A 26538-nucleotide genomic window follows, 5' to 3' on the forward strand; every position below is an offset into this window, starting at 1 on the left:
TGCGACCGAAAAACATCCTGTCTTCTCAATATAAAAATGATGAATAGTAAACGACGTATAGAAAATGAGTGGCAAACACTCAAAGAAGTAGCTAAGGGAGATTCCCGGGCTTTTCGTACGTTGTACATGCATTATTATGATCGTCTTTTTCAGTTTGCCATGTTGTTTTTACGTTCCGAAACAGGCGCAGAAGATGTTGTGGCAGATGTTTTCTTCAATATATGGAAAGACAGAACCACACTTACCGGCATCCCCAATTTCCAAGCTTATATTTACCAAGCCGTGCGCTACGGCTGTCTCAATGTATTGAAAAGCGGCTATGTGTCCAAACGGAGTGACCTTCCGGAAATAGAGATGCAAGTAACGATTGCGCCCGATTCTCCCCTGGACGAACTAGCATACAAAGAATTGAGCGATGCGGTGCAACAAGCAGTCAATGCCTTACCCGAACGTTGTCGTATGGTCTTTAAAATGTCGAGGGAAGATGAGATGAGCCAACAAGAAATTGCGGATGCGTTAGGCGTACAACTTTGTACCGTACAACGGCAAACACTACTTGCCAAAGCCAAAATAAAACAGGCAATTGAGCCTTTCCTCGAAAAAAAATAAAAAAAAGTTCATTCTCCCTTTAGTACTTTGCCCCTTTGAGTTTTCTATATAGTATAAAGTATATAGAAAACGATCCACATGAATACTGAAGAACAAGAAAAAAACAGCCAAATAGATGCACTGATTGAACGTATCAAAGTTCAGTCCCCCACTCCTGATGACCACCATTCGGCAGAGAATTCCTTCTCCCGGCTCATGGGGCGACTTACAACAAATGACCATTCCGCAGAGATATTCCTTCGTCGCATCCGTCAGTACCGGATTGGGTTGGTAGCCGCTACCGCTGCCCTGCTTCTGGCGATAGGGAGTTTATTGTATACAACGGTCTCTGAGACCGAGCCTTCTTTTATCGTGGCAAGCAATAATACCGGCAATGTGCAGCATATACCGCTTCCCGACGGGACTGTTATCAAACTAAACAACCGTTCCAAGCTCATCTATCCCGATAACTTTTCGGGTAGTCAGCGAGAAGTCTTTCTTGACGGAGAGGCCTACTTTGATGTAGCCCACGATAAGCGGCATCCCTTCATTGTACGTGCCGGAGCATTGAAGATAGAAGTATTGGGAACCAAGTTCACCGTTAACGCCAATTCGATGTTTCCTCAAATTACGGCCACCTTGCTGGAAGGTTCTATCGACGTAAGCAATGAGAAAGATCACCTCCTGATGAAACCCAACCAGCAACTTACGTATAATGCCGAAAACGGTGAAATGTTGTTGACCGACCTGTCTGATGCCGAACGTGAAATCCGTTGGACCGAGAACGTTTGGGTGTTGTCCGATACGCCTTTGTTGGATATCTGCCAACGCTTGGAGCGTCAGTTCAATGTCAAGTTCATCATCATGAACGATGCGTTGATTCATAAATCTTTTACCGGAGAGTTCGAAACAAACGAGTCGTTAGAGTCCATTTTGGAGACCATGAAGATCAGTACGCCGTTTAAGTATGAGCGGAATGGAAAGAACATAATAATGAGATAATAAACTATTGTAAAATATTTAAAACGGATAGCCTATGGTGTAGTACTACGAATAAACATGAAAAAGCGAGAAAATACGACCAATACTTTCCCGCTTCTTACAAGACTTTGTGAAAACAATGGCACGCGAATGCCATCATCCTTAATTTCTAATTTATAAATGTATGACAAATTTAAGAAAGTATCAAGATTTTTGTCAGAAATATTGTTTCCCTTTGGAATACAAGTTCCAAAAGAGCATTTATACGACAATATTGTTACTCTTGATTTCCAGTTTTGCCATTGCACAGACCAGCAAGCAAAACATTAAACTTGATTTTAAAGATGCTCCTATCTCAAAGGTGATTACCAGTATTGAGAAGCAAAGCACATTTAAATTCTTTTATAACAACGACATCAATTCGAACCGGAAAGTGTCAATACAAATAACCTCTTCTAATATCAACGAAGTTGTGAATTTGCTTTTGAAGAATCTGCCTATTGATTACCAGATATCCGGGCAACGAATTGTGCTGTTTGTTAAGAAGGCCACCGAAAGTAAAGGTAAGGCATACGCTGTTACCGGAGTTATTAGTGACGCAACGGGCCCGGTTATCGGTGCATCCGTTGTTCCTAAAAACGGTCAGGGAACCATTACGGCTATAGACGGTGATTTCCGTTTGGATAATATTCACATAGGCGAAGTACTAACCATCTCCTACGTGGGCTATCAGACACAGAATGTTGTGTTTGACGGCCAATCCAAATTGGATATTACATTGCATGAAGACACCGAAGTGCTTGATGAAGTAGTGGTTACCGCCCTCGGTATTCGGAAAGAAGCGAAAGCCCTCTCCTACAATGTACAGGCACTCTCCGCCAGTGAGATTATAGGTGTGAAAGATGCCAACTTCGTGAACAGCCTCTCCGGTAAAGTAGCCGGTGTTGCAATCAATGCCAGCTCGTCCGGTATTGGGGGTGGAGCCAAGGTTGTGATGCGTGGTGCCAAGTCCATCTCCGGGAACAACAACGCGCTCTATGTGATCGACGGTATTCCCATGCCTTCGTTGGAAACCACCCAACCTAACGACTTCTACACCGGTATGGGACAGTCCGGTGACGGTGCTTCCATGGTCAACCCCGAAGACATTGAAAACATGTCCATACTTAGCGGTGCCGCCGCTTCCGCCCTCTACGGTAGCGATGCTGCCAATGGGGTAATCATGATTACTACCAAAAAAGGATCGAAAGATAAGTTGCGCGTCAACTACGCCAACAGTACCTCATTCTATAGTCCGTTTGTCACCCCGGAATTCCAGAACACCTATGGAGCGTCTAACGGTATGCTTCAGAGCTGGGGACAGAAGCTGGCTCAGCCAAGTACCTACGATCCGATGGATTTCTTCCAGACCGGATGGAACGAAACAAACTCGCTGACCATTAGCAACGGTACCGAAAAGAACCAAACCTTCCTCTCCATGGCTGCCACCAATGCCGAAGGCCTCGTACAAAACAATACACTCGATCGTTACAACTTTACCATTCGCAACACGACCAGTATGCTGAATGATAAGATGCAACTCGACCTCAGTGCCAGTTACATGAATGTGCGCGAACAGAATATGATCTCTCAGGGACAATACTTCAACCCCATTGTTTCCACCTACCTGATGTCACCAAGCTATAGCCTTGAGACCTATCAGTTGTTCGAAATGTACGATGAGAGCCGTGGATTCAAAACACAATACTGGCCGTGGGGAAATATGGGTATCGGTATGCAAAATCCTTACTGGATTACCAACCGCGATAACTTCATCAATCATAAAAATCGCTTTCTGGTTAGCGGTGGCCTAAACTATCAAATAGCTAAGGGCATTACCCTCGGTGCACGTGCCAAGATGGATTATACCTCGGCTATCAATGAGAAGAAATATTCCGCCTCTACAGATGCCATTTTCGCTCAGAAAAACGGTGCTTACTTCAAAGCCGATGCGTCTACCCGTCAACTCTATGGTGACGTGATGCTGAATATCGACAAATACTTCGGCGATTTCTCTTTGACCGGTACCGTTGGTACCAGCATTCAGGATGTGAACTATCAATACTACAGTGTAGGGGGTGACCTGAACTCGGTAGCAAACAGCTTTACCCTGAAGAATCTCAATCAGGCGAATGCGGAATTCGATCAGGATGGCTATCACGATCAAACGCAGTCGCTCTTCGCTACCGCCCAACTGGGTTGGCAAAGCAAACTCTACCTCGACGTAACCGGACGTATCGACTGGGCATCTGCCTTGGCATGGACGGATCATAATTCGGTGGCCTATCCTTCGGTCGGCTTATCGGCTATTCTGACCGACCTGCTACCGATCAAGAACGATGTATTGACATTCTTGAAGCTGCGTGGATCTTATAGTGAAGTAGGTAATGCACCTACGCGTTACATCGCCTACCAGACCTATCCGTATCAATCGGGTACACCGACTACAACGACTACGTATCCGAATACCAATATCAAACCCGAGCGCACCAAAGCGTGGGAGGTTGGCCTGCAGTCTCATTTATGGGGCGACAAATTGATGTTGAATGTATCTCTTTATAAAACATCGACCTACAATCAGCTGTTTAATCCTTCGCTTCCCAGCTCTTCGGGATATTCTTCGGTTTACATCAATGGTGGCCGGGTAGACAACAAAGGTCTTGAAGCAAGCCTATCGCTCAATCAGCCACTCGGCCCTGTCGAATGGAACTCAACGCTTACCTACACCATCAATCGCAACAAGATCAAACAGCTTTTGGAACCTACTACCTTGAGTGGTGGCTTAGCGGTGGAAGGGCAAGATATGTTCGACCTTGGGGGTATTGGCAACGTGAAGACCCGTTTGATCAAAGGCGGTTCCATCGGTGATCTTTATGTGACTGCACTGCGTACCGATGAGCATGGTTACATCGATGTGGATTATGTGAACAATACAGTAGCTGTTGACGATAAAGCCGGTGATAAGAAAGACGGTTGGATTTATGCCGGCAACTCGCAGGCTAAGTACACCCTAGGATGGCGTAACTCCTTCAGTTGGAACGGACTGACGCTTGGCTTCCTCATCAATGCCCGTATAGGCGGTGTAGGGGTCTCCATGACGCAAGCATGATGGACGCTTACGGTACATCGAAAGCTACTGCCGATGCTCGGGATGCCGGCGGTGTAATGATTAACGGCTACCTCGTTCCCGCTGCGCAGAAGTATTACCAAACGATCGGTACAGGCGCGGGCTCCATGTATGTGTACAGCGCTACGAACGTTCGCTTGGCGGAACTCTCCTTCGGCTATGACGTACCTGTCACCAAGGTTGTTCCTGGATTCGGGGGATGAATGTGGCGTTTACCGGACGCAACCTCTTTATGCTTTATTGCAAGGCTCCCTACGATCGGAATTGACTGCCAGTACAGGTACTCACTTCACGGGTATGGACTACTTCATGATGCCGAGTCTGCGCAATTTGGGTTTCTCTGTTAAACTTAACTTCTAAAGAACTTGTGAGATGAAACAACTATTGAAATATACAAAGTTTGTCAACGGTGCGATTCTGACAGGAAGCTTACTTTTCACTTCCTGCACCAGTCAGTTTGAAAAATGGAACATCAATCCGAATGAGGTGACACCCGATCAAATGGAACAAGACAATTTGAACACAGGTGCTTACTTCACTCAAATGGAGAAAGGTGTGTTTATTGTCGGTAAAGGTGCGGACGGTGTCGGACTGGGCGGTAGGTATCAGATTACAGAGATGCTTACCGGAGACATCTTCGCCAGCTACATGGCCAACATCAATACGTTTAGCTACACCACCTACCACAACGACCATTATGCGCTCTATCGCGATTGGTATAACGCTCCTTTCAATGACGCGTTTACCAATGTCATGCAGCCTTGGAAATCGATTGTCGACGTGACCGAAGAAAGTTCTCCGGCCCGCGCCATGGCTACCGTTGTGAAAGTGTTGGGTATGAGTCGTATTACCGATATGTACGGACCGATTCCTTATACGAGATTTGGTACTTCGATTCAAGTACCTTACGACAGCCAGAAGGATGTGTACTATCGATCTTCGAAGAACTGGATACCGCCATTGAGGCGTTGGTAGCCTACAGTGATAAAAACTCGGCTAACTATATGGAGCAATACGATTATATCTATAGCGGTAACGTAAAGAACTGGATTAAGTTTGCCAATACGCTCCGTCTGCGTCTGGCTATGCGCATCTCTTTTGTCGACCGGGCCAAAGCCGAGACAGAAGCTGCTGCTGCCATTAATCATAGCTATGGCCTGATAACCACTGTCAGTGAGTCCGCGATCCTGCATCAGACAACCTCGTTTACATTCATCAATCCGATATGGGAAGTGAGCGAAAGCTTTCAGGATATGCGTATGGGTGCTACCATGGATTGCTACCTGAACGGTTATAAAGATCCGCGTACCTCCAAGTATTTCCGTCCGGCAACCAAGAGCGGTGCCTATTACGGCGTAAGAAACGGTATGACGAATATCTCGAAAGACGCTTATAAAGAAGCCGCTTCCGGCCTGAACTTCGAAACGAACAGCAATATGCAATGGATGGATGCGTCCGAAGCCTACTTCCTGCTTGCTGAAGCGAAGCTACGGTTGAATCTGGGGACAGAAACGGTCAAGAGCTACTACGAGAAAGCTGTTCGGACCTCTTTCACCTCGAAAGGTGCTGCCGGTGTAGATAACTACCTTGCTGACGCCGTGAGCTTGCCCCTTACCACGTATACCGACCCAACTACCAATCGGGGAACGAACGTGAGCAGTTTCGTTTCTCAGCTGACCATTGCCTGGGATGAGGCTGTATCGGAGGAGAAGAAACTAGAACGCATCATGATTCAGAAATGGATCGCCCTTTATCCCGACGGACAAGAGGCGTGGAGTGAGATGCGGCGTACGGGCTATCCCGGCTTTGTGAGAATTAACTCTTATCAGTATGCTACGGAAGTTGCGAGCAATGCACTGATCAGCCGCTTGAAGTTTCCGACAACCGAGTACTCCGACAACTCTCAGAATACGCAGGCTGCCGTATCCCTACTGGGTGGGAATGGAGACATTGCCGGAACCAGGCTCTGGTGGGATACCCGGAGATAACAAACAAGTCTAATAAGTAAATAAGCTGATTATGAAAACAATTAAATATCTATTGGCTCTTGCAACGATAGGGGGACTGATGGCATCGTGCGATACCGATAAGGAATCGGAGTCGATCCAGAACCCTTATACATACAGTGAATTATATTATCAAAACCTACGCGACTATAAGGCGAGCGATCACCCGATCTCTTTCGGATGGTTTGCTCAATACGGACAACAGAACTCGTTGGGCGTACGTTTCTTGGGACTTCCCGATAGCCTGGATATCTGCTCCATGTGGGGTGGAATACCCGCCAAGGAGAACACAGCCATTTGGGAAGAAATACGCTTCGTGCAGAAAGTAAAAGGAACGAAGATGTTTGCCGTAGCCATTACCCGTATCGATGCCGAAACAGACGATCATGCGTTTAAACAGGCGTATAACGAGGCACGCCAAATGCCGGCAGGCGAAGAAAAGAATGCGGCTATCAACAAATCGATCGAGATGTATGCCGAATACTTTCTGGATCAGGTGTTCGAGAATGACCTCGATGGATTCGATGCCGATTATGAACCCGAAGGCGACTTCCTGAGCGGTAGCTATTTCAACTATTTCATGAAGTATCTGGCCAAGTATATGGGACCGAATCCGGATATCACTAAAGAAGAACGATTGCAACTCATTCAGGAACGATATGGCAAAGATGTGACCGATACCGACAAGATGCTTTGTGTGGATGCACCGGGCGACCCCTCGTCGGAATTGTATGCCATTTGCAATTACTACTTCAAGCAAGCCTACGGAGGTGGTACGAGCAGTAGTTGGCCCAGTGAAAAGGTTGTCTACTGTTGTAACATGGGCGATAACTGGCAAGGCGATATGAGTACGATGTATTCACAAGCCCGCTACAAGCCCACCACGGGTAAGAAGGGTGGTTTTGGCGCATTCTTTATCCATCGTGACTACAATGTGCACGACAATAACCCGAGTCCGTACAAGCGCTTTCGCGAGTGTATTCAGATTCAGAATCCGGCAATTCATTAATTAATTATTTTAATGAAACGAATAGATATGAAAAATATAAAGAACCTGTTTTATATAGGTATGCTGGCTCTTTGCACCGCAAGCCTTGCTGCCTGTAGCGATGAAGAAACATACGATTTCCCCGGCGACCCATACAACCGTGTGTATATGCCGGATAAGTCGGCTACCTATAAAATTGTCCAAACACCGATCAGTAGCATCAGTAACCTGAAGTTCGAGACCTCTCTGAAGTGTACACAAAAGGCTTCGGCAAACATTCAGGCTACGGTAGAGATTGACAATTCAATGATTGCTGCCTACAATGAACAGCATAAAACCAAGTATGAAGAGATACCGGCAGCAGCGCTTGTGATCGAGAACGCTACGATGACCATCCCCGTGGGTAGCATGGCTACCATGGATACGCTTCGACTGACTATGTCTCAAGATGAAAGCATTGTTTCGACTCTCAGAAGTTCCAATGGATACCTCATTCCGCTGCGCCTTACCACGTCAACGGGTGGGTCCTCTCAGCCGAGTACGAACGTTTCCACTACGTATCTGGTTGTTACCGTTACGGAAGATAACGTCAATCACGAAGCGGTTGAAAGCGATATCACCGGTACGTTGGTAGCAAGTCAAACCGGCTGGTCGGCAACAACCAATGGTACAGTGTCGACCTCTTATCAACCGCTGTCAACTATGTTCGACGGTGATATGTCGTCGTATTGCTATATCAGTGCCACCGAAGATATCAAATTGGATATCAATATGGGTAAGCCCTACACATTCGATGCCATCTCCCTTTATTATGGATATTCCTATAGCTGGGGAAGCTACGAGTATGGCTGTCTGGCGAGTGGTATGACTATCTTCACCAGCAACGATGGTACAACGTGGCAGTCGGCTGGTCAGATCACCGGCAGTGTTTCCAAGTTCTGCGTGTTCTATGCACCTCTTACCGCTCAATACGTCCGGTTGGTTAAGCCGAAAGGAAGTAGTAGCCGGGTAACTCTGTATGGTGGTATCTTTAATGTTTATGCAAAATAAATCGGGAAGAATATGAAAAAATATACATTATTATCTTTGTTTGCTTTGCTGCTTTGTACGACAGGCTGCAAAGAAGGGCCGGATTTTGGCGATGCACTCTATATGACAGGCACGTTGACTTCACCCAGTGTTCGCTTTCTGGTGGATGGCCCGTCGAGCATCGGACTTACGGTCACATCGACCACCAAGGCCGATACCGATGTTAAGATTAGTCTGAAACCGGCTCCTGATCAGCTTGATGCGTTCAACGCGTCTACCGGTCGTAAGAGTCAGCTGCCGCCCGAAGGTAGCTACACCATCGATGGATCGGAGGTAGTGATTGATGCGGGTAAATCTCAATCGACACAAATCAAGGTGAGTGCCAATTCCGATATGTTGAAAGAAGGTGTTTCCTACTGCCTACCGGTGTCGATCACTTCGGTAGAAGGAGGCGACCTGAAAGTGTTGGAAAGTGCGCGCACCGCTTATGTGATGCTTACGAAAGTGATCAACGTAAAGGCCGCTTACTTAGCTCGTAGAGGGTGTTTTGATATCCCGTCATTCGGCGGAGCAGACAGTCCCGTAAAAGCGCTCGGCCAGATGACGCTGGAGATGAAAGTTCTTCCGGTCTCCTTCCCGAATACGCCGAGTAGTGCCAACGGTATTAGCTCTTTATGTGGCTGCGAGGAGAACTTCCTCTTCCGTTTCGGTGACGGTGCGGGCAACCCGACCAACAAACTGCAATTTGTGAAAGGCTCTATCGGTGCGGCTTCTCATCCCGACAAAAAAGACCACTACGAATCTTGGGTTGATAAAGAGTTCGACACCGGCCATTGGTTGCACTTTGCAGCCGTTTACGACGGTCAGTACCTTCGCCTTTACTTAGATGGCGAACAGATTCACTTTGTGGAAACCAGAAATGGGGGAAGCATCAACCTGAGCATGGCCTACGATGGACATACGTGGGAAGACACATTCTCGATTGGCCGTTCCGCCGGTCATGCACGTTTCTTCGACGGTTACGTCAGTGAGTGCAGGGTGTGGAATGTGGCTCGTACCCCTGCCGAACTTGAAGACGGTATCTGCTACGTTGACCCAACAAGCAAAGGGCTGATCTCGTATTGGCGCTTCGACGGTGAAACACAGGAAGATGGTACAGTACTCGATATGACGGGGCACGGATACAATGCCGTACCTTCCGGAACCATACAATATGTAGACCACCAAAAGTGTCCGTTCTAATGTGATTATTTGATTTGAAAAGGTCCGTCGTGGTTTACCATCCTTGCCGTTATCCGGTTCTGATGAGGCCAAGACGGACCTTTTTCATTGTATACCTTCTCAGGACGCCCTTCGGGAAATCTCATGCGGGGCGAGAAGAAATGTTTGCTATTACCAAATATTCGAATGATGAAACTCAATACTAAAAAACTGATAAGCTTATCGCTGCTGGGCCTGACGAGTTGTGTGGCTCTTGCCCAAAAACCGGTGCGCCCACTTTATAAGAATCCCGCACTTCCGGTGGAAGAACGCGTGCAAGACCTGCTTTCACGGATGACAACCGAGGAAAAAGTCGGTCAGCTACTCTGCGTTGGGGTGGGAGATGTACGAACGGCAGGGAGAGGAAGTCGTTCCCTCACCGAAGTTCAAACAACTGATTGCGGAGCGACCTATCGGTATGCTTTGGGCAACCTACCGTGCCGACCCTTGGACTAAAAAGACACTGGCCAACGGGCTAAATCCCGCTTTGGCTGCCAAGGCAGGAAACGCTTTGCAGCGCTATATGCTGGAACATACACGGCTGGGCATTCCGATTTTTCTGGCCGAAGAAGCACCTCACGGGCATATGGCAATCGGTACAACCGTATTCCCGACAGGCATTGGTATGGCAGCTAGTTGGTCGCCGGAACTGCTGAAAGAGGCGGGGGAAGCTATTGGCAAAGAGATGCGTCTGCAAGGCGGACATATTAGTTACGGTCCCGTACTCGACCTTGCTCGTGACCCCCGTTGGTCTCGGGTGGAAGAAACCTTTGGCGAAGATCCCGTGCTAACCGGCGTCTTGGGAGCGGCCATGGTGGAAGGATTGGGCGGTGGCGACCTCTCTCAGGCATACAGCACTGTTGCTACGTTGAAACACTTTCTCGCTTATGCCGTTCCCGAAGGCGGACAGAATGGCAATCAGGCTATGGTGGGAATGCGGGAGTTGCACGAAAACTTCCTTCCTCCTTTCCGGAAAGCAATCGAAGCGGGTGCTCTCTCCGTTATGACCTCCTACAATTCCATCGACGGTATTCCCTGTACTGCCAATTCGTATCTGTTGGACCAACTCTTGCGCAACGAATGGAAATTCCGGGGCTTTACCGTCTCCGATCTATATAGCATCGAAGGTATACACGAAAACCATGCGGTCGCCTCTTCCCTTGAAGACGCCTCCCTGCAAGCTGTTACCGCCGGGGTAGATGTAGACTTAGGCGGCGATGCGTATACCCATCTGATCCGTGCCATCCGGGAAGATCGGTTGCAGGAAGCAGTTGTCGACACAGCCGTCTGCCGTGTGTTGCGGATGAAGTTTGCAATGGGATTGTTCGAGCATCCTTATACCGTTCCGGAAGTAGCCGCCAAAGAGGTGCGAAGCCGGGAACATATCGCCTTGGCACGCAGGTTGGCGCAGGCATCCATCACACTTCTGAAGAACGAAGGCGGCCTCTTGCCATTAAGTAAAAGCCCTACGCAACGCATCGCGGTCATCGGTCCGAATGCGGATAACTGCTATAATCTATTGGGCGACTATACCGCTCCACAGGCCGCTGGAAATGTGAAAACCGTATGGGATGGAGTTCGATCCAAACTTCCCGCTTCGCAGGTGGAGTACGTCAAGGGTTGTGCCATTCGCGATACCACAGCGATGGAAATCGAAAAGGCCGTTGCTGCTGCCCGACGTTCGGATGTGGTTATTGCCGTGGTCGGTGGAAGTAGCGCGCGCGACTTCAAGACGCAATATAAAGAGACAGGCGCTGCGATTGCCGACAAGGGAATCCTAAGCGATATGGAAAGTGGCGAAGGATTCGACCGGGCTACGCTTTCCCTGCTTGGTGGGCAGCAAACCTTGCTGGAAGCTGTGAAGGCGACCGGCAAGCCGTTGGTTGTCGTTTATGTCGAAGGCCGTCCGTTGGACAAGAACTGGGCTGCTGAACAGGCAGATGCGCTACTAACGGCTTATTACCCCGGGCAGGAAGGAGGCAATGCCATTGCGGATGTCTTATTCGGCGACTACAATCCTGCGGGACGTTTACCCGTCTCCGTTCCCCGGTCTGTCGGGCAACTTCCGGTGTATTATAATAAGAAAGCTCCTCCGTGTCATGACTACGTGGAGATGTCCGCTACACCGCTATACGCCTTCGGTTACGGGCTGAGTTATACCGAGTTTGCCTACTCCGAACTGCGCATCGAAAAGCAAAATGCTCACACTTTTACCGTCTCTTTTTGTGTACAAAACACAGGAACGTGACGGGGAAGAGGTGGTGCAGCTCTATTTGCGGGACGAATACGCCTCGGTGTCTCAGCCTTTAAAGCAACTGAAGAAGTTTCAACGCCTCTTCCTGAAGCAGGGTGAAAAGCAAACCGTTTCTTTCATACTGACGGCTGAAGACTTTAAAATCGTCAACCGGGAAATGCGCAACGAAATAGAACCCGGTACCTTTGAAGTCACTATCGGGAAGGCTTCCGATAGCATTCAACTGACAGGTAATATTGAAATTGCCGATCGATACCTCTTCTGATCAATGTATTGGTGAAACGAAATTTATCAATTTATATTGGTTAGCTATCCATTCGTAGGGCTGAAATTATTGTTACGTTCGCAAGAGATGATTATAGGATAAGAAATGCTTTTAAAATCACTTGGTATTGGCCTGTTATTGCTCATTTTTCAAGTATTAATAGCTTATATGTCAGGTATTGATAGGCAGGGTCTCAAGTAACTTGGATCAAGTATATAAGTTGCCTCACACAACTACTTAAGTAGCTTGAAACGAGTATTCAGGATTACTTAAAACAAGTGTTCAACTCCTCCAGATATTCTAAGATATAAACTCTTTAAGGAAACAGGCTTACACTTAAATGGACGAAGCCCCTTTATTCACAGCAGAATGCGGAATTTATGGAAGCATTGTTGTCATGCCTTTAATCGCTCTATCTTCAACAATATATGAATAGAGAGCTGCATACGGCATTAATGTAAGTGCTACGATTCTGTATGCGTATTTGTTTATTAATCAAATCTGGTAGTGATTACTATTTCATACATGTTCATTTTGCATGTCGTTCGCGTATACGCCATAGGAGTTCATTCAAGGACACATTCTTCACCTGAGGTGACAGCAAGCGATCAGAAACCTTGCCTGCGTTATACCCTTTGATCGGTAAGTCTGTAGAATTGGCAGTCTTGCTAAAATCCGACCATGCGTGTATGATTGTCCATGATAATGGATTACTTTTCTCTTTTTGCTTGGCAGCTTGGGCAGCATCCCGGTTTATCAGACCTGCCACATAATCCGGGCCACCGCACAACGGATCATTGAATAACCCCGACCAGATAGAGAACTTAGCGGTTACTACCGGGATATCGATATTCTCTTTATTTTTCACCCATATCATGTCGCCTCCCATATTGTATGGATTGTACTGAATAGCAATCATGCCGGTCAACCCATCTATTTCCCGTGCATAAATCTCATAGGCTTGCCTGGCTTCCGGACTGAATACATTCTTGCAGATGAAGCCAAATATTTTGATGTTCAGTTTCTTGAAATGCCAGTTCATGCGACGTGCGAATTCCGTAAGAAGTTCTTCCCGATTGGTACGATTCTTGGCAAATTCATCGGGGTATTGGTATCCGCCTCCGTATTCGATCACACTGGAATTGTCTGGTTTCATCGATACGAAGCGGTTCCAGGTTGAAGTACTCACAATGGATAGTTGATGGGACACAATGTCCACGAGACAGGAGAGTTATTTCTGTCTCTATTCCCATAATACAGAGGGTTGTCGAGAAAATCGCCCATGGTCCATTGCATATTGTCCCCATCGCTGATAACAAATGAATGAAAAGCTGAAGAATCTTTCCAGTTTATTTCATCAATCGCCTTTTCATGTATGGACAGGGGAGTTATCTGATCAGAAGCTGCCATGATGACGGGAAGATTCTGACACCAGTTGGAGGCGGTGTTGTAATGCCCCCATCGGGTGATAGCTCCTGTATACTGATCCTCTTCTCCACAATTCCAGCCTAAGATTGGTGAGAGTGGAGTAACCCATTCCAGAATCTGTTCGGAAAACTTTCCGGTTCCATAATATAGCATCAGTTTTTGGGCAATGGCAATATCACGGCAATTGCTTACTTTCGGATCAATGCTCAGGGCAGAGGAACGATTAAGCCTTTCCTTACATTGTCTGAAGCAGGTTTCAGGTGTTTCGTTACGTGCATCTTTGAGTTTTCTCAGTCCGTTATCTTTAGCTCGTTGTTCCATACTTTCTTCCACCAATACTCCCTTTAGTAATCCGGCATATACTGTGGCTATATTGGAGGAATAATCTATATATTGTCGTTGAGAATAGCTCTCCCCGATGGAATTATCAGCTCGGTAAAGTATGTATCCTTTGATTATCTTTTTCTTCTTTAAGTAGGCGAGGAGTTCCCATACGTTCATTCGTACCGGGCGTGTGACCTGCAAACTATTTAAAGAGTTTCGACGAATCTCCTGATAGGAGGCATTGGGAAAGTCAATCCAAACCATTTCGTTAAAAATCCCCTCGTTTACGGCTTGTCCGCATAGGCCGGAGAGCGATTCCAATAACATGTTCTCGGCTAGGCTAAGCCCTTCTTTGCTGCATATAATAACTTGTTTAGGGGCTTTTTGTACGAACCATCCGTGCCGCCCGTCATAAGCGTAACTTAGCATGGAAAGCAATAGGCAAGTGAATGAAAATATTAGTTTGACTCTCATGTTTTAGAGGTTTGTAACAGCTATTTCTCTATATAAAAGAGAAATAGCTGTCAGTTGTTGAAAGGCTGTCGGTTGATTATTTTATCGTTCTCTTTGGAAGTGTGCGTAGCTCATTGGCTGCATTGACTTTATCTATATAGTTATCGGATAAGGTCATGGCAAAAATCGCAATATTTTCATCTTTAGGGAGTATTAGGGTACGAGCGTCTTTGGGAAGCTCTATACACAGTTTGTACATATAGGTATAGATATAAGTGTCGTTGCCTTTCTCTGCGTGACGGTGCGAACCTACATAGGCGAGCGAAGCGTTGCGAATATAGCCTTCGCTGACACCCGTATGCCCCCACTGCCCATAGAATCCTGAATAGTAAGGAATCTCGAAATCATACGGTTTCTCATTGATCAGTATACTTGCTTTGCGGTCCTGATCGGTCGAAGTTGCCAGTATGTACAGTTTCTTTCCGCCTGCATCCTGAGGTAGACGAATCGTATCTCCCTTGCATTTCAGTACGTGCTTTTCTTCATAATGCCCTATCTTGAAAGGAATATTGCTGCTGGTTATTTCACTTCCTATCAGTTCGGCTGCGAAGCTGTTGCCTTTCTTATCAAATGAAACTGTGTAGCCGAAGTTGTCAGGGGTAAAAGCCTTGTTATTAAATGCCAGTTGAAGCGGTGTGTACTGTATCGGAGCTGCTCTCACATTGCTTTTTTGCAAACGAACAGCAAATGTTTTGGGCTGGTAGGCAGTCATGTCAAAGCTGAGTTTGTTGCTATGTATAGTAGCATTGCCGATCTTCTCCTCTATGCCGTTGACTTCGTATGCCGATTCAATATTAGCCGGAAAGGTGACCTCGATCTGCTTAGCGGCTTTACCTTGCATCTCATAAAAGCGAATGATATACAGGTCGCTATCTTCTGCCTTCTTCAGTGAGCGAACGGCTACCTGAGGGGTATTGACTTTTACAAAAGAGTACTCTTTTCCCAGTGCACCTTTGTGTTTAGGAGTCGTAAATACAGCTAATTGACTGTTTAATGATTCGGCGAGATGGCTAATCCCTGCTTGCAAAGCTTCATTCTGATGTCCTACGATTGAATAGGTAAACGTATGATGTCCGAAATCTTGCTCTTCCTGATATTTATATCTCTCTTTGGTTGTAGGAGCGTGAAGCAGGGTCAGGCGTAGCGTATGATCATTCGGTTTGTCCCATCCGTATTTGCAATCGTTGAGAATTGAAATTCCATAGCTATTGTCGGGAGCTGTAATATCCGCCATTGTTGTGCGCATACTTCATAGGCAGTCTGGGTATTGCTGCCACGTCTCACAGTTCCGACGCCCAAGTCATAGACGGCTTCTTCGTTTTTTATACTCATGGGAAACTCAGCCTTTAAGACAGCATCCTTTGTCGACCAGTCTACCTCGTTGATAATATCAATACGTTCATCGTTAGCACCTTCGCTCATGCGTATGTGCTGTACGAACTTGGAAGTCTGGTATGTACGTTCGATACGCAGAGAAGCCATACAAGGTCCCTCTTGTTCGATACTGATTTTCACCTGATCAGAAATCTCTTTACCTGGCTTGTCCAGAGTCTTTTTTAAGATCTCCCAAGCAGGCCATTCGCTAGATTCATTACCCAAAAGCAACGCTAAACGAAAAGCTTTTCCTTGTGCTACTAATTCTGTGTTTGTCCGTTTGTCAAGGATGGAGCGATGTCTCCGTTGCTGTTCAGTGTCAGTTTATAAATCTTGTTCTCCAAGGTATTAGCGGTTGCCTTCAGGGACGTACGCACATTGTTCTTCTGGAAACGGACGTCATAGACTGAACAACTGAGTGGGGCTACAGACGCACTGAAGATAAGCTTTGCTTTTCCATTTGTCCAGTTTATCACTTGTGCGGGTACCTCTTTTCCTTTGGCATCGAAGACCTGTATGCCTGTAGGTTTTTGCGGGACGCTGACAACAGCCTCCGCCAATTCTTTACGCTGTGTGCCCATTGAGTTGTAAACGACAACTGCGGTTCCTTTCACTTGCGTGTTTAAACAGGAAGCGAGTGATCCGACGCCTGTATGAATGATATCGTTGAATTGTGTTTGTGAGATCAGTTCATCATTCCAAGAGTAGGTATAGGCCTTAGGTATGCTGGTTCCGGTCAGATCATCGTGAAACTGATGCCAAATGAAGCGTTGCCATGCTTCTGTCAGCGTACTTTTCGGGTAAGTTGCTCCGTCTAGATAGTCTGCCATGACGGAAATACGTTCGGCGGCATCTCCCAATTGTTCATTGCGGCGATTGTATAGTTTCATGGCTGCTTGCGAGGAATAACATCCCGTGGCGTGAATATCCATTAATAATTCACCTTTGTAGACCGGCAATTCAGGGTGTTTATCAAACGGAAGGTAATCTTTGAACAACTGATCGGATGTAGCACTGATGATTTCGACATCTCCATTCCCTTTCACGCTTTTTTCAATGGAAAGGGCTGAGTTAATGTTGGGTGCTCCACCCCTGTCACCCGCACCGTAATAGCGATATGCTGTATGGTTTACTCCGTCTTTAGCTGTGTTTCTCAGATCGGTATCTTTACTCAAATCACCTCCATTCCATTCATGAACGTAGTTTTTACCGTTGAATGCTGCCATAATGCGTGAACCATCCACGCCTTCCCACAATCCGATGTTGAAAGGCATTTTGGACTTACCATGCATATTGGCGTGCCGCCATTGCAGTTTTTGTGTGGAGAAACCAATCAACCCGCAATGAGCTGCAATGGTTGGCAGTGTATAGCTGAATCCGAAACAATCCGGCAGGAAGATATCGGTCGAAGATATTCCGAACTCCTTTTTGTAGAATTGCTGTCCTAGCAGGATGTTACGAAAAAAGGATTCCGGGGAAGGCATATTGGTGTCGTTGGCATCCCAGGAGCTTCCGGCAATGTGCCAGCGCCCTTCCTGAATGTAGCTTTTCATTAACTCGTATTCCAGCGGATAGTACTCCTTGATCCAATGGTATTTCACTCCGCCTTCGAAGTTGAATACATAGTTGGATAGTGTTGAAATAAGTAGAAGTTTCGTATCAATGTATGTTTTAGGTATTCATCGATGGTTGTTTGAATATCCCAGTTCCATTGAGTATCCAGGTGAGCGTTGGAAACAAGGTATGCTTTGCTCTTCTTCTGCGCCTGTGTTGAATGAATTCCGATAATTACCAGAATCAGAATTGCTAAAATTGTTTTTTTTCTCATGCGTTCTATCTGTTAACTAATTAATAACCTATTGTATGCTGAATTTCCCTTCCAATTTCGTGTCTTTGGAGGAAGCTCCAATCATTACTTTGAATAATCCCGGTTCTACCTGAAATGTCCTATTCTTATCCCAAATGGCTAGATCTTGAGGACGAAGTGTAAATACGATTTCTTTTTCTTCGCCCGGTTGCAAGGTGATGCGTTCGAACCCACGGAGAACTTTTACATACGTTGTGACACTGCTGACCTCATCACTTAGATAAAGCTGTACGACTTCATCTCCACTTCGGTTGCCAGTGTTCTTTACGCTGCAACGTACGGTTATGTCGCCTGCCTTCCCTTGTAACTCTGGTGTTATTTTTAAATTCCGATATTCGAATGTTGTGTAACTCAACCCATATCCGAATGGGAAAAGAGCACCGCTGACTGAAGTGCCGCAGCTACTGTCCGACCCCGGTTTGAATGGGAAAGCAAAAGGAATCTGCCCAACTGACTTTGGGAAGGTGACAGCTAGTCTGCCCCCTGGATTATAGTCGCCGAAAATGGTTTCAGCTACTGCTTGCCCACAAAATTCTCCCGGAAACCATGCGTGCAGGATGGCAGGGACATACTTTTTCGCATAATTGATGCTGGATGCGCGACCGTCAATCATCACCAATACAATGGGCTTGTCCAACTGACAAATGGCTTTTAGTAGTTCTTCCTGCCTACCCGGCAGATCGAGGCTTGTGCGAGAACGCTCTTCTCGTACGGTGACTTCGCTACCTCCCAATACCATGATGACAACCTCGGATGCTTGAGCCGCTTCAATGGCATCGTCCATTAGCTGTTGCTCCTGGGGCGTTATTTCGAAAGGGAGAACTTCACTTTCCGGAAAGTGAGGGTCCACAATTTCACATCCTTTCTTATAGACAACTTTTGCTTCGGGAAGTGCTTCTTTTATCCCTGTGTAGACTGTTTTTATCGGAGCGTTAGATGGGCCATAGCGGCATATTAGTTCTTTTTGTTCATTGGCGTTCGGACCGATAACAGCTACCGATTTTAAGGTTTTTTGAAGTGGTAATAAGTTATCCTGATTTTTTAAGAGCACTATGGATTGACGTGCGGCTTCCAATGCGACCGCCTGGTGTTCCTTGCTGTGTACCACTTTCTCCGCCAACTTTCCGTCGCCCCGGTATGGATTATCGAACAGACCTAGCCAGAACTTGACATATAAGATTTCGCTGATGCGTTTGTCGATGATTGCTTGATCTATTTTCCCTTTAGCAATAGCACTTCGCAATGGTGTGATGAAACTGGAGGGAGGACTGAAATTAGTCCGTATATTTAAACCTGCATTCACCGACTGCGCAACTGCGTCTTCATAGTTTTCTGCTGTCTTATGTTTACCGGAAATAAATTCAACAGCATCGCTATCGGATACAACATAACCTTTGAAACCCCATTCCTGGCGTAATATCCGGGTGAGGAACTGGTAACTTCCCGTGATGGGTTCACCGTCATAATCGTTGTACGAACTCATCACTCCCAATGCACCGGCTTCCTGAAAGGCAACCCGAAAAGGTTCGAGATAGAGCGTACGCATTTCGCGAGGCGCTACGTGCGGATCGGTACGAGTTCCTCCATCGCGTCCTCCTACCGGAATGCTGTATACGGCGAAGTGCTTGGGAGTAGCCACCACCTTATACTTTTGCAAACTTTGAATCATTTGCTTACCCAATTGTCCCACCAGATACGGATCTTCTCCGTAGCATTCCACAACGCGTCCCCAACGAGGGTCTTGAGCAATGTCTAAGATGGGAGAATAAATATTGGTATATCCCAAAGCAGTTGCTTCTATTGCTTCCACTTCACCGATACGAGCTATCAACTCTTTATTCCAGGTACTTCCCTGCCCACATTGGGCAGGGAAGAAGGTGGCTTTTTCGTGGCATACCCCTCGAATACCTTCATTGGTGAAATCTACCGGAATCCCCAAGCGAGTTTCTTCTACAAACCATCGTTGAATATCATGTTTGGCTTTAACATGTTTGGCGTAAGGAAACGCATATTCCGAACCGAACGTCCCTAGTCCGTTATGTTCTTCATCAATGTTTCCGATGCCGTCTTTCCATATCTCTGATTTCCATTTGTCTGTAGGCAATGCGTCTGCAAGTACCCGTCCTGAACCATATAACGTTGCCATTTGGCAGGTCTTTTCGTCAATAGTCATTTGACTCAGCAGATCCTTGATACGTTCTTCGATTGGGGCTGACGGATTCTCGTACACATCCATCTTACCGTTTTTGTTGAAGTCAATCCACCCTTTACGGTAGATGTCATCTTTTGGACTTGCTTGTGTAAGAATCGGGATTGCCAGTAGGCAGCTTAGCAATGTTTGTTTTAGTTGCTCCTTCATGATTTTGTTTTAGTGAATATTATTGATATCATTTAGGTTATTCTTCTTTTACTATGACATTGGGATATTCGCTTCTTAGCACATTCCTCGTCAGGGTATGCTTACCTTCAAAAATCAGCATCCGGTGATCTCTTTCCGACTGGTTCCTGTATTTGTACTTCAAATCCAGAACACTGGTTTCTATATAATAGCGGGTGTCTGTATTGTGGTATTTATACTCTCTGGCGATGGTGGCCTTCATTGTCTCTAAGTCTAATTTTCCTACCGGGTCTGTGATCGTGATTTTTTCGTTGTCGCTGAAAGAAACATTCAGTATATATTTCTTGTAATTGGCAGGGTCGGTTTCTGAGGTCGCATTTCCCGCATACATAAAGCAGGCATTCTGAGAGATCGCATACAGTTTGGCGCTTCCGGTAGCTGTGTTCTGACCGGTTTCCTCAATTGTCAGTTTGCCATTGCCAGAATACACTCCACTGAATTTATTGGTGAACTTGATATTCGCCAGTAATTTGCTGTATTTATCAGGTCCTATGGGTTCTCCTATTGAAGAAGAAATCTTTATAGGTAATACATAGTCGTTATATATATCTTGAATTTGATTTAAGTCGATGCGGATCGACGCGGTTGTTTTAAGTTGGCCGGCAGGAATTATATACGCTTCCTGATCGAACGTATAGCAAGAGGTCGGCAGTTCGGGGTAGTAAGAATCATACTGGAACTTATACCTGTCGAAATTATATCCTTCCAGGGTGTCGGGATCATTGGTGATTGTAATCACGACATTCTTGCCGTTTTCAGAACTTCCATTGATGCCAAAGTCCAGTAGGAGTATGCCTGTATTATCTTCCTTGATTTTAACTTCACACTCTTTCCAACCATTTTTATTCAGATAAGAATACTTTTGGAACAATTCGTTATCCAACTCATCTTGGCAAGCACTTCCTCCGATTATCAGAAGGAAAAGAAATGCTGTATTTATTAACTTTTTCATATCTTCTACTTTTAAGATTACCATTCCGGGTTTTGGGTTAAGTTTATATTACGTTTCAATTCCGCTTTGGGAAAGGGGAATAAATACATCTTCGGTAAGAAGACTTTCTGAATGTAAGTGACAGGAGTTGGTATATAGTATTCCTGTCGGGTTTCATCGGACATTGGGGTGTCGATGTCGCATCCAACAAGAGGCTCTGCTTCTTCTACATCTGCATCTTTCCATCTCCGAAGATCGTAATAGCGGAAACTGTTTTCTGTGAACAACTCAATATGACGCTCTCTTTTCAAAGCGATTCGGAAATTACTCGGGTCGCTATAAGTTGCGTCATTGAAATCCGGTAAGCCGGCACGCATTCTGATAGGCTTCATGGAGGTTCTGATTTTCGTGGGATCCCGGCTAATCTGTACTTCTTGATCATTGTATGTTTTGATGCTGTATGACTCTCCACTGATTAACTCATTCAATGCTTCCGCATGGATAAGGAGAATCTCTGCATAACGGATTGTCGGCTCTGTTTTTGATGTACGATAGCCGCCTTCAGACCAGGAATCCTCTTTGTTTGTATACTTCTTCAAACCGATACCGGTGAGTGGTAGGTGCGTTTTATAACCTTCCTTCCCGTTGAACTCGTCTTGATAGTACCAGCATTGATAATTTTTTTCCGTGGGCTTTGAGGTACTCTCACATTCCCATATTGCTCCGTTGAATGCAATGCTTGCATAGAAGCGGGATTCCCTTCTGCCGTACATCTTAGAAACATTAGGACCCATAAAAGGAGCCCCTACTCCCATGTCGGGTTCTTTGGCGGTAGCAGTAAATCCCGTTTTTAGGTAGTAATCGCCGGCTTCCTCTATGGACTTTCCGTTATCCATATAATACGTATCTACCATTTTCTGAGTAACCGCCAGTCTGTTGTCTCCTCCGGAAGTTCTGGGCATACTTTTGTAGTTGAAGAAGTTTTGTATGCTATAGTCACCGTCGGAACCTGTTCTGGTGAAGATCAATTCTGGGTTTTTAGACCCACGTATGCTACCATCAAAAATAGATTTATATGAAGAGTAGGGATCTATATCTTTCCACCCATCTGGGAAGTCTAAGTTGGAGTATTCCTCGTGATAAGGGGGTGTAACACTATATGGATTCTTCGAATCGGGTTCCATCACATGCAGTTCGTACTTGTTCAGATTGATCACATCTTCGGCAGCAGCAGCTGCGCGCGCCCACTTTGATTCGTCATATTGCATATTGTATAGTACAGTACCATCAGAGTTTTTGACGTTATAGAAGTCTTCATTACCATTTGACATCGGGCTGGCGGCAAACAACAAAACCCTTGCCCGTAATGCCAAAGCAGCCCCCTTGGTAGGCCGCCCGAAGTTGTTTTGCGTACGCGTCATCGGTAAGTTACGAGCTGCCATGGATAGATCATAATCAATAAAGTCGATAATTTCATCGAACCTGGCTCGAGGCAGTGAGAGTTCTTCATATGAGAGACTCACATCCAGTCCGTGCTCGGGAATTAAGGGTACCGGTCCATAGGTACGAACTAAACTCCAGTAAGCAAATGCACGTAAGAAGCGGGCCTGGCCTTGCATATCGGAAATTTCTTCCATCGTCATCTCTTTGCACTCCACCACTTTATCTATAAAAGTAGAGGCTTTGCGGACACACTCATAACATCTTCGCAGGTGATTGTTGAAATCGTCGTGAGGGAAATTACTTGCGGAGTAATTACATTGCTGCAAACTCTTTGCATCGATATGTATTAAGTCATCACTGCTCCACTGGAATCTGGAACAGTATTCGCTTAAGTCAGCTTTGCATAGATAATCATAGTTGTTAGCTAACCATCCGTCCACATACACTCTTTTAGAGAAGGCAGAGTCGACCGATAACATATCGTAAAAGTACTTGTCTACATCTAGAAAATCGGTACACGATTGAAATGATAATGCTGCACCGGCAATGACGATATATCTTATTATTTTTTTCATAAAACTTATTTCTTTAAAAATCAAATTTAACATAGCATGTATAGGTCCTATTAATCGGATAGGCAGAGCCGTTGCGTTCTCTTGTTCCGCTTTCAGTTTCCGGATCCCACAATTTAAAGGGACTCCAAGTGAATAAGTTTTCACCGACAAAGCCGATTCGCATATTGCTCATAAAGAACTTACGTGTGAGAGCAGTGGGTACGTTGTAGCTTAATTCCAAATTTTTAAATCGGATGTAGCGCCCGTTTTGTAGCCAGAATGTGGATTTGCGGTTGTTATTATCATTCTTGCCATAAGTCAAACGTGGCCAAGTTGCATTGGGGTTTTCTGTTGCCGGATTTCCTGATACTTCTTTGGGTATCCAGCGGTTGGCATCTGCAACCAGTTGCAATACGTTTCCCGTGGCTCCACCATTGAAGGGTGAATACCATTACCTGCAATGAAGAAGTCGCACTTCCCGCTTCCTTGAAACAATACGCTTAGGTCGAAATTTTTCCAGTTTACACTGAGCCCTGCGCCGTATTGAACACCGGGGTGGATTTTATACCCCAAAGGTACTTCGTCATCATCGTTAATTTTACCGTCACCATTTACATCTTTGTATTTAATGTCACCGGGTAATACTTCCTTACCACCGAATTCTTGTACCGGGCTGCTACGTATATCTTCCTCATCTTTGAATAAGCCCAAAGCAATGAGTCCGCGTGTTTGTCCGCTTCTGAACCCTCTTTCCATCTTATACCATAACTCATTGGCTGCTTCATCTTTGTCGATGATTTCGGTGTTTTGGTAAGTCATGTTGGCGCGTACTGTGAACCTAACTTGTCCGATTCTATCTGAATATGCTGCATTCCAGTCAAAACCTTTAGACTCCATTTTTCCGACATTGGCCATAGGTACTTTATCAGCCAAGCCTGTAGTTTCCGGCATGTGATTACGTGTCATGAAAATATCGTCTCGCTTGTCTTTATAAAAATCAATGGAGCCTGTAAATTTCCCGTCGAAGAGATTGATGTCAAATCCTAAGTTATACTTCTTAGCAACCTCCCAAGTCAGGTTGGGGGTACCGATGGTCCCGTTGCGATATCCCTTAATGGTATTTGTACCGAATTCCCCGAATGCATATTGACTACTTTCATTTACTAAGCCGATATATGGGAAACGACGTCCGCCGATTACGTCATTGCCGACTTCACCGTAGGAAGCACGGACTTTGAGTGTCTCTATCCAGGGAGCGACCTTTTTGACTAAAGGTTCTTCTGAAATAACCCATCCGGCCGAGAATGCCGGAAAGAATCCGAACTGTTTTCCTTTCTCAAAGTTTTCCGATCCGGTATACCCCCAGTTTGCCTCTACTAAATAACGGTCTTTGAATGCATAAGTAAAGCGTCCGGAATAGGCCAGGTTACGTTTAGGAATAGAAGCTATGATATCGGTTCCGAGATTGGTGTCCGACATTTCTTGCATATATACCATTGCAAACGCTCCGAAACGGTGCTTTTGATTGAAAAGGCGAGAATAATTAAGGTATGCTTCCGTGTAATAGCGTTTGGTTCCTGTAGTGCTAGATTCTTGTGCCATGAGTGAGATGTCTCTTACTTTTCTAAGCACCAAGTTACCATTGGCGTCACGCACCTTTTCAGCTTCCCATAATTCCGGAGTCTTGATTCGTTTAACTTCGTTGTTGTTGTAGGTGTCGAATGCGAATGTTCCTTTAAATTTTAATCCTTTGGCGATGAAGTCTAAATCTTGCTCCAGACTGATGTTCGTCTCCATCTTATTTTGCCAAATGGTTTTGTATCCGGTTTTTGTCATGTGATATTCCGGCGTTTGTACACCACCTATCGAAGGTTCATGCCCGGTGGAGTAACGCCGCGGGATACTGAGGGCTGTCAGCTGTGAGAAAGATCCCCAGATATCCGAGCCGGTGCTTCCGGGTTGTGTACGGTTAATTAAATAGCCACCCAACCCTACTCTCACAAGTGTTGATTTGGTTATGTTCATATTTACATTGGCGCGATAGTTGAAACGTTCATAAGTCGTATTTGTATCGTACTTGTTTTCTGAGCTTTTACTCTTATAGATCCCGTCCTGACTCGTATAACCCAATGAAACATAATAGGTAACATTGGTACCACCGCCGGTTAAATTGATGTTGGCGATGTACTTCGGAGATACCTTCTTCAACATTAACTCCCGCCAGTTGACATTGGGATACAGGTCAGGGTCCATGTTGTTGGCTATAATGTCTAATTCCTCGCGTGTATAGCGCGGCAATTCATATCTTCCGATGGATGCTTCATTGGCCATTTGGGCATACGTGATGGCGTCAACGTAATCAGGCATTTTTCCTCTGGCATCAATGCCTGCCTGTACTTTTGCGCTGATCTTCACCTTGCCGGGTACACCTTGTTTGGTTGTAACTAGTACAACACCATTTGCCCCACGCTGACCGTAGATGGCCGTTGCCGAGGCGTCTTTTAACACTGAAAAGCTCTCGATATCTTCTACCGGTATTTCGTTGAAGCTTCTTTCTACACCATCGACCAATACCAATGCGCCCTGATTGGCACCAAACGTACTGATACCGCGAATCCAGAATTCAGACATATCAGCTCCTGGTTCGCCGCTACTTTGTATTGCGATAATGCCGGGAACAACACCTGCTAGCGAGTTGGTCAGATTCGCACCCGGCGACTTAAGTTGAGCGATATCTATTGTAGTATATGCTCCGGTCAGCGTCTTTTTCTGCTGACTACCGCTTGCGGTGATTACCACCTCTTCGATCACTTGATTGTCTTCTTTTAGAATGATAATTGCTCCTTTCTTATTTCGGATACGTATAACAGGTAGTTCTTGGGTTACATAACCAATGTAAGATATTACTAGTACATCATACTCGGTTACTTTTAGTTTAAATTGTCCATCCATATTGGAAGTGGCTCCTAGTCCCGGTTGATTTTTGGCAATGATCGTAGCCCCTATTACCGGATTACCGGTTTCGTCTTTGATGATTCCCTGTATTTCCAGTGAGGAATTTTCTTTTTGTGATTGCTGTGCATATAGTTGCATGGGTATATTCCATAGTGCGAAAACAACGAGCAATGTAAATACCGTTTTTATATACTTGTTCATACTTTTTAGACTT

The 26538-nt window shown here is 45.7% G+C and carries 15 protein-coding genes and 3 pseudogenes; 8 read left to right on the forward strand and 10 right to left on the reverse strand.

Going from position 1 to position 26538, the window contains the following annotated elements; genetic code table 11:
- Positions 1-36: 36 nt before the first annotated feature.
- From JCM10512_RS05675 to JCM10512_RS05710, 8 genes and pseudogenes are all read left to right on the forward strand, one after another.
- On the forward strand, positions 37-609 hold the full coding sequence (locus tag JCM10512_RS05675) for an RNA polymerase sigma-70 factor (RefSeq protein ID WP_244436938.1): 573 nt from the start codon (positions 37-39) through the stop codon (positions 607-609).
- A 78-nt stretch (positions 610-687) separates the two neighbouring features.
- On the forward strand, positions 688-1590 hold the full coding sequence (locus JCM10512_RS05680) for a FecR family protein (RefSeq protein ID WP_044161308.1): 903 nt from the start codon (positions 688-690) through the stop codon (positions 1588-1590).
- 163 nt (positions 1591-1753) lie between these two features.
- Positions 1754-5095: pseudogene (locus JCM10512_RS05685) on the forward strand (SusC/RagA family TonB-linked outer membrane protein).
- A 141-nt stretch (positions 5096-5236) separates the two neighbouring features.
- Positions 5237-6723: pseudogene (locus tag JCM10512_RS05690) on the forward strand (SusD/RagB family nutrient-binding outer membrane lipoprotein).
- A 31-nt stretch (positions 6724-6754) separates the two neighbouring features.
- The gene (locus tag JCM10512_RS05695; RefSeq protein ID WP_044161310.1) at positions 6755-7750 is read left to right on the forward strand and encodes a glycoside hydrolase family 18; all 996 of its coding nucleotides are present in this window, start codon (positions 6755-6757) and stop codon (positions 7748-7750) included.
- Positions 7751-7777: 27 nt separating this feature from the next.
- Positions 7778-8779, forward strand: a complete 1002-nt coding sequence (locus tag JCM10512_RS05700; protein ID WP_044161313.1) for a BT_3987 domain-containing protein — start codon at positions 7778-7780, stop codon at positions 8777-8779.
- A 12-nt stretch (positions 8780-8791) separates the two neighbouring features.
- Complete coding sequence (locus JCM10512_RS05705) at positions 8792-10000, forward strand: DUF1735 and LamG domain-containing protein (protein ID WP_044161315.1); 1209 nt, start codon at positions 8792-8794, stop codon at positions 9998-10000.
- A 312-nt stretch (positions 10001-10312) separates the two neighbouring features.
- A pseudogene (locus JCM10512_RS05710) lies at positions 10313-12537 on the forward strand (glycoside hydrolase family 3 N-terminal domain-containing protein).
- Positions 12538-13066: 529 nt separating this feature from the next.
- On the opposite strand, the gene JCM10512_RS24545 reads toward JCM10512_RS05710, so the two are convergent.
- The 10 genes from JCM10512_RS24545 to JCM10512_RS05740 form a co-directional block, all read right to left on the reverse strand.
- Positions 13067-13693, reverse strand: coding sequence for a hypothetical protein (locus JCM10512_RS24545; protein WP_052517109.1), 627 nt, complete (start codon positions 13691-13693; stop codon positions 13067-13069).
- A gap of 29 nt (positions 13694-13722) precedes the next feature.
- Positions 13723-14763: a GxGYxYP domain-containing protein gene (locus tag JCM10512_RS24550; RefSeq protein ID WP_081741231.1), complete on the reverse strand. Its 1041-nt coding sequence runs from the start codon at positions 14761-14763 to the stop codon at positions 13723-13725.
- Positions 14764-14839: 76 nt separating this feature from the next.
- Entirely contained in the window at positions 14840-16036 is a 1197-nt protein-coding gene (locus JCM10512_RS23455; RefSeq protein WP_244436942.1) for a beta-sandwich domain-containing protein, read from the reverse strand.
- Positions 15937-16467 (reverse strand): glycoside hydrolase family 38 C-terminal domain-containing protein, encoded by a 531-nt coding sequence (locus JCM10512_RS23460; RefSeq protein ID WP_244436979.1) that lies wholly within the window; start codon positions 16465-16467, stop codon positions 15937-15939. Before JCM10512_RS23460 ends, JCM10512_RS23455 begins: the two co-directional genes overlap by 100 nt.
- Positions 16437-17855, reverse strand: a complete 1419-nt coding sequence (locus JCM10512_RS23465; protein ID WP_500778523.1) for a glycoside hydrolase family 38 N-terminal domain-containing protein — start codon at positions 17853-17855, stop codon at positions 16437-16439. Before JCM10512_RS23465 ends, JCM10512_RS23460 begins: the two co-directional genes overlap by 31 nt.
- Positions 17774-18004 (reverse strand): hypothetical protein, encoded by a 231-nt coding sequence (locus tag JCM10512_RS23470; protein ID WP_244436946.1) that lies wholly within the window; start codon positions 18002-18004, stop codon positions 17774-17776. The genes JCM10512_RS23465 and JCM10512_RS23470 overlap by 82 nt, the downstream gene beginning before the upstream one ends.
- 28 nt (positions 18005-18032) lie before the next feature.
- Complete coding sequence (locus JCM10512_RS05725) at positions 18033-20402, reverse strand: glycoside hydrolase family 3 N-terminal domain-containing protein (RefSeq protein WP_081741232.1); 2370 nt, start codon at positions 20400-20402, stop codon at positions 18033-18035.
- Positions 20403-20439: 37 nt separating this feature from the next.
- Complete coding sequence (locus tag JCM10512_RS05730; RefSeq protein WP_044161401.1) at positions 20440-21393, reverse strand: BT_3987 domain-containing protein; 954 nt, start codon at positions 21391-21393, stop codon at positions 20440-20442.
- Between the two features lie 17 nt (positions 21394-21410).
- Positions 21411-23390 carry a RagB/SusD family nutrient uptake outer membrane protein gene (locus JCM10512_RS05735; protein WP_044161404.1) on the reverse strand — a complete coding sequence of 660 codons (1980 nt, stop codon included), beginning with the start codon at positions 23388-23390 and terminating at the stop codon, positions 21411-21413.
- A gap of 297 nt (positions 23391-23687) precedes the next feature.
- On the reverse strand, positions 23688-26525 hold the full coding sequence (locus tag JCM10512_RS05740) for a SusC/RagA family TonB-linked outer membrane protein (RefSeq protein ID WP_244436948.1): 2838 nt from the start codon (positions 26523-26525) through the stop codon (positions 23688-23690).
- Positions 26526-26538: the final 13 nt, after the last annotated feature.

It is taken from the genome of Bacteroides reticulotermitis JCM 10512 (assembly GCF_000517545.1).
In the GTDB taxonomy this organism is placed as follows: Bacteria; Bacteroidota; Bacteroidia; order Bacteroidales; family Bacteroidaceae; genus Bacteroides; species Bacteroides reticulotermitis.

What these genes read in the sequence shown, in the direction of transcription:
- JCM10512_RS05675 (WP_244436938.1), top strand. Translation starts at nt 37, where the DNA reads ATGATGAATAGTAAACGACGTATAGAAAATGAGTGGCAAACACTCAAA.
- JCM10512_RS05680 (WP_044161308.1), top strand. Translation starts at nt 688, where the DNA reads ATGAATACTGAAGAACAAGAAAAAAACAGCCAAATAGATGCACTGATT.
- JCM10512_RS05695 (WP_044161310.1), top strand. Translation starts at nt 6,755, where the DNA reads ATGAAAACAATTAAATATCTATTGGCTCTTGCAACGATAGGGGGACTG.
- JCM10512_RS05700 (WP_044161313.1), top strand. Translation starts at nt 7,778, where the DNA reads ATGAAAAATATAAAGAACCTGTTTTATATAGGTATGCTGGCTCTTTGC.
- JCM10512_RS05705 (WP_044161315.1), top strand. Translation starts at nt 8,792, where the DNA reads ATGAAAAAATATACATTATTATCTTTGTTTGCTTTGCTGCTTTGTACG.
- JCM10512_RS24545 (WP_052517109.1), bottom strand. Translation starts at nt 13,693, where the DNA reads ATGAAACCAGACAATTCCAGTGTGATCGAATACGGAGGCGGATACCAA.
- JCM10512_RS24550 (WP_081741231.1), bottom strand. Translation starts at nt 14,763, where the DNA reads ATGAGAGTCAAACTAATATTTTCATTCACTTGCCTATTGCTTTCCATG.
- JCM10512_RS23455 (WP_244436942.1), bottom strand. Translation starts at nt 16,036, where the DNA reads ATGGCGGATATTACAGCTCCCGACAATAGCTATGGAATTTCAATTCTC.
- JCM10512_RS23470 (WP_244436946.1), bottom strand. Translation starts at nt 18,004, where the DNA reads ATGAGAAAAAAAACAATTTTAGCAATTCTGATTCTGGTAATTATCGGA.
- JCM10512_RS05725 (WP_081741232.1), bottom strand. Translation starts at nt 20,402, where the DNA reads ATGAAGGAGCAACTAAAACAAACATTGCTAAGCTGCCTACTGGCAATC.
- JCM10512_RS05730 (WP_044161401.1), bottom strand. Translation starts at nt 21,393, where the DNA reads ATGAAAAAGTTAATAAATACAGCATTTCTTTTCCTTCTGATAATCGGA.
- JCM10512_RS05735 (WP_044161404.1), bottom strand. Translation starts at nt 23,390, where the DNA reads ATGAAAAAAATAATAAGATATATCGTCATTGCCGGTGCAGCATTATCA.
- JCM10512_RS05740 (WP_244436948.1), bottom strand. Translation starts at nt 26,525, where the DNA reads ATGAACAAGTATATAAAAACGGTATTTACATTGCTCGTTGTTTTCGCA.